The organism is Bradyrhizobium altum, assembly GCF_020889705.1.
GTDB classification, from domain to species: Bacteria; Pseudomonadota; Alphaproteobacteria; order Rhizobiales; family Xanthobacteraceae; genus Bradyrhizobium; species Bradyrhizobium altum.
The window spans coordinates 1-2,965 of sequence record NZ_JACMYP010000485.1; the positions used below are offsets into that span (position 1 = coordinate 1).

At 67.0% G+C, this 2,965-nt stretch carries 4 protein-coding genes; all 4 read left to right on the forward strand.

Translation table 11 applies throughout. The features are described from left to right. Window positions 1-440 (forward strand): helix-turn-helix domain-containing protein (locus tag H8B02_RS46605; RefSeq protein ID WP_229172421.1); only part of this gene is annotated, 440 nt, incomplete at its 5' end. A 131-nt stretch (window positions 441-571) separates the two neighbouring features. Next, window positions 572-1,195 carry a septation protein IspZ gene (locus H8B02_RS46610; protein ID WP_229172422.1) on the forward strand — a complete coding sequence of 208 codons (624 nt, stop codon included), beginning with the start codon at window positions 572-574 and terminating at the stop codon, window positions 1,193-1,195. A gap of 148 nt (window positions 1,196-1,343) precedes the next feature. Then, a complete protein-coding gene (locus H8B02_RS46615; RefSeq protein WP_229172423.1) occupies window positions 1,344-1,670 on the forward strand; it encodes a hypothetical protein in 327 nt (108 codons plus the stop codon). A 70-nt stretch (window positions 1,671-1,740) separates the two neighbouring features. After that, window positions 1,741-2,965: FecR domain-containing protein (locus H8B02_RS46620; RefSeq protein ID WP_376711797.1), on the forward strand; the 1,225-nt coding region annotated here is incomplete at its 3' end.

Here is a 2,965-nt window from a genome sequence, read left to right on the forward strand (position 1 = left end):
GTCGCCAGGCCGCACCGGTCGCGCGTTCGCTCGCCAATGCCGGCCCGCCGCCGTCCAGCCAGGCCGCGCTCAATCACCTCAAGCACCTGATGGCAACCGAGCGGGCCTATCGGCAGGAGGGGCTGACCATCGGCGTCTTGGCGGTCAAGCTCGGCATGCCGGAATACCGGCTGCGGACGCTGATCAATGACGGACTTGGCCACCGCAACTTCAACGCCTTCCTCAACCGCTATCGGCTCGACGAAGCCAAGGCGGCGCTCGCCGATGCCGGCCAGGCCGAGGTGCCGGTGCTGACGATTGCGCTCGATGCCGGGTTCCAGTCGCTGGCGCCGTTCAACCGCGCCTTCAAGGCGGACACCGGGCTGACGCCGACCGAGTTTCGGCGCCGGGCGACGGCCGCGCAAACCACGGACACTGCGGAAATCGCTCGGTCGGAGTGAGAATTCACTCCTCGATTTCAGAAATCGATAGGCTTGCGGCCCCACAATCTGCCTAGCTGTGCCGACACGGGCGCGGATCGCGCCAAGGCGTGACATGACAGCGTGACCTGGCAAGCGGGGTTCGACGGCCGATGAAGCACTTTTTTACCGCGGCAAAGCTGCTGGCCCTCGACCTGGCATCGACCCTTGTCTTTCTTGTTCTGTTCCTGCTGACCCACATCACCGCGCTCTCGGTCGGTATCGGCATCGCGTTCGGCGTCACGCAGATCGGCATCCAGATCGTGCGGCGGAGGCGGATCGACACCATGGAATGGCTGAGCCTGTTCCTGGTGGTCACCGCCGGCACTGCGACATTGCTCACGAATGACCCGCGCTTCGTGCTGTTCAAGCCGAGCGTGATCTACGCAATCGTCGGCGTCGTGATGCTGAAGCGAGGTTGGCTCAACCGCTATCTGCCCGAGATCGCGCAGACCGTCGTGCCCGATGTCGCCGTCATGGTCGGCTACGTCTGGGCCGCCCTGATGTTCACCTCCGCCGCCGTGAACGCGTTCGTCGCGCTGACCTGCGAGATCACGACATGGGCTGTCGTGATGCCGATCTTCGGCATCGTCAGCAAGATCGTGGTGTTCCTCGGCGGCTTTGCCGCGATCCGCCTCACCGCCAGGCGCCGCATCCGCGCCATGCCTGAAGCCCAGCGCGAGGCCGTGCTCGCGCGCTCGAGGGGGCTCCGGCGGCGGCGACACCGTAGGCGCTGACGTTACCCGGCGGCGTGTGGTTAACGAAACAAACCGGCGTGCGACGAAACCATTTTGCCATGCGCACGAAGAATTGCCGAAACCAAGCCTCCCTAGTGATCACCTCGACGACGCGCTGCAACGGCGCGCCCACCACAAGGGGGACATCATGGCTTTCACCGCTTCGACGCTGCGTCACGGCAAACTGCTGGCGGCAACCGCGTTCACGCTCGGTCTGTTGACCTCGGCGTCCTATGCCTACACCGACGAGCAGCAGCAGATGTGCACCGGCGATGCAATGCGGCTGTGCAGCTCGGAAATCCCCGATGTCGATCGCGTCACCGCCTGCATGGTCCGGCAGCGCGCGCTGCTCAGCGACGGCTGCAAGGCGGTGTTCCACTACGTGCCGCCGGCGACCGCCGCGCAGCCTGCAAGCTATGCTCCCGCGGCCAGGCCGGCGAAGCCACTCAACATCACTCCTCACAAGCGCGGCTAACCAAAACCCCAACAACGACCAAGCGCCGCGCTTCTTCCGGGAGCGCGGCGCTTGATCGTTCGGGTCCGCCATGACAACAAGGCAGGACCGTTCATTCGGCATTCAGCCTGACGCGGCTCAATTGCCGATCCCCAATGCCTCCCGGGAATCGATGGTGATGCGCCGCGCCTTCCTTTATGCGCTTCTGCTTGGTGCCGGCGTCACGATCGGTTGGCATGCAACGGCCAATGCCGCGCCGGACCTCACGCAGATCGCGCAAGCGCAGCCGGCACCCTCACCCGCCCCGGCGCCGAGTGCGACACCGTCAACGCCGGCGCCTGCCACACCTGCACCCGCTCCGGCTGCCGCGCCGCTGGCCACCGCGCCCGAGCCGATCGGCAACGTCGCGACACTGACCGGCACCGCCACCGTCACGCGCAACAACACCACGACGCCGCTGCAGATCCGCGACGATATCTTCGCCAATGACGACGTCGCCACATCGGCGACCTCCTCGCTCGGCATCACCTTCAACGACGGCACCACCTTCAACCTGCGGGCCAACGCCAGGATCACGATCGACAATTATGTCTATGAGGACGGCGGCCAGCAGAACAGCGCACTGTTCAACGTCGCCAAGGGCACGGCGGCGTTCGTCGCCGCCGCCGTGGCCAAGACCGGCGACATGAAGATCTCGACGCCGACCGCAACCCTCGGCATCCGCGGCACCACCGGCCTTGTCGAGGTGCCGGAAGGCGCGACCGCGACCAGCAACAATGTCGGCATCAAGCTCTATCCCGACGCCGACGGACATGTCGGCCGCATCGAGGTCAACGACCGCGGCGGCGCTTCGCTCGGCGTGCTGACGCGCGGGGCGAGCGGGTTTGCGATTCGTCCCGGCACCGGCGGCGCGCGCTTCGCCGCGGTGCCGCTGACGATCTCGCCGCAACAGATGACGCGTGACCAGGGCTTCGTGCGCGCGGTGCATTCCGCGCAGACACTGGGCCGCCAGGTCGTGACCGAACAGCGCGACTTCCGCCGCGCCAATCCCGACTTCCGCAGGGCCAATCCGGCCGCGCCCTATCCGAATCGTGGCCAGCCGGTGCAGCCGAACCCGCAGCGCCAGAACGGTCTGCCGGGCCAGAACCGCAACGCGCCGCAGCAGCCGGGTCAGCAAAACCGTCCGGGCCAGTTGCAGCAGCCCGGCCAGCCGAACCGTCCGGGCCAGCCGCAGCAACCGGGCACACGCGGCAGGCAGGGCTCGCAGCAGTACCCGGGCACGCAGCAGCAAGGCGGCGCACAGCACGCGCTGCCCG

Coding starts and splice junctions, on each gene's coding strand:
- H8B02_RS46615 (WP_229172423.1), top strand. CDS start 1,344: ATGGCTTTCACCGCTTCGACGCTGCGTCACGGCAAACTGCTGGCGGCA.
- H8B02_RS46610 (WP_229172422.1), top strand. CDS start 572: ATGAAGCACTTTTTTACCGCGGCAAAGCTGCTGGCCCTCGACCTGGCA.